The sequence below is a fragment of the Plesiomonas sp. PI-19 genome (assembly GCF_021368255.1).
GTDB classification, from domain to species: Bacteria; Pseudomonadota; Gammaproteobacteria; order Enterobacterales; family CAMTGL01; genus Plesiomonas; species Plesiomonas shigelloides.
Window position 1 is genome coordinate 1 of the sequence record NZ_JAJNMQ010000006.1, and the last position, 1,759, is coordinate 1,759.

General features: G+C 51.9%; 1 rRNA gene. It reads left to right on the top strand.

The window, feature by feature from the left end:
* Positions 1–30: 30 nt before the first annotated feature.
* Positions 31–1,759 (top strand): 23S ribosomal RNA (locus tag LQ901_RS16720); the annotation flags it as partial.

Genomic DNA, 1,759 nt, shown 5'->3' on the forward strand with positions numbered 1-1,759 from the left:
CATTCAGCCCGACATTATTTTGGGTTGTATGGTTAAGTGACTAAGCGTACACGGTGGATGCCTTGGCAGTCAGAGGCGATGAAGGACGTGCTACCCTGCGAAAAGGGTTGGTGAGCTGGGATGGAGCGCTATAGCCAACCATGTCCGAATGGGGAAACCCACCTAAGATAACTTAGGTATCGTTAAGTGAATCCATAGCTTAACGAGGCGAACCGGGAGAACTGAAACATCTAAGTACCCCGAGGAAAAGAAATCAACCGAGATTCCGTTAGTAGCGGCGAGCGAACGCGGAGCAGCCCAGAGTCTGAATCAGTGGATGCGTTAGTGGAACGGATTGGAAAGTCCGGCGATACAGGGTGATAGCCCCGTACACGAAGACGCATTGCTGTGAGCTCGATGAGTAGGACGGGACACGTGGTATCCTGTTTGAAGATGGGGGGACCATCCTCCAAGGCTAAATACTCCTGACTGACCGATAGCGAACCAGTACCGTGAGGGAAAGGCGAAAAGAACCCCTGTGAGGGGAGTGAAATAGAACCTGAAACCGTGTACGTACAAGCAGTGGGAGCACCTTCGTGGTGTGACTGCGTACCTTTTGTATAATGGGTCAGCGACTTACATTTTGTAGCGAGGTTAACCGAATAGGGGAGCCGTAGGGAAACCGAGTCTTAATAGGGCGAATTAGTTGCAAGGTGTAGACCCGAAACCCGGTGATCTAGCCATGGGCAGGTTGAAGGTTGGGTAACACTAACTGGAGGACCGAACCGACTAATGTTGAAAAATTAGCGGATGACTTGTGGCTGGGGGTGAAAGGCCAATCAAACCGGGAGATAGCTGGTTCTCCCCGAAAGCTATTTAGGTAGCGCCTCGGACGAACACCTACGGGGGTAGAGCACTGTTAAGGCTAGGGGGTCATCCCGACTTACCAACCCTTTGCAAACTCCGAATACCGTAGAGTGCTATCCGGGAGACACACGGCGGGTGCTAACGTCCGTCGTGAAGAGGGAAACAACCCAGACCGCCAGCTAAGGTCCCAAAGTCATGGTTAAGTGGGAAACGATGTGGGAAGGCTTAGACAGCTAGGATGTTGGCTTAGAAGCAGCCATCATTTAAAGAAAGCGTAATAGCTCACTAGTCGAGTCGGCCTGCGCGGAAGATGTAACGGGGCTAAACCATGCACCGAAGCTGCGGCAATGACATTTAGGTGTTATTGGGTAGGGGAGCGTTCTGTAAGCGGTTGAAGGTGTACTGTGAGGTATGCTGGACGTATCAGAAGTGCGAATGCTGACATAAGTAACGATAAAGCGGGTGAAAAGCCCGCTCGCCGGAAGACCAAGGGTTCCTGTTCAACGTTAATCGGAGCAGGGTGAGTCGACCCCTAAGGCGAGGCTGAAAAGCGTAGTCGATGGGAAACGGGTTAATATTCCCGTACTTGTGGTAACTGCGAAGGGGGGACGGAGAAAGTTAGGCTATCCGGGCGACGGTTGTCCCGGTTTAAGCGTGAAGGTGGAGAGACTAGGCAAATCCGGTCTTTCATTAACACTGAGGCGTGATGACGAAGCACTACGGTGCTGAAGTAGCTGATACTACGCTTCCAGGAAAAGCCTCTAAGCATCAGGTTACCAGAAATCGTACCCCAAACCGACACAGGTGGTCAGGTAGAGAATACTCAGGCGCTTGAGAGAACTCGGGTGAAGGAACTAGGCAAAATGGTGCCGTAACTTCGGGAGAAGGCACGCTGATGGTAGGTGAAGTCCCT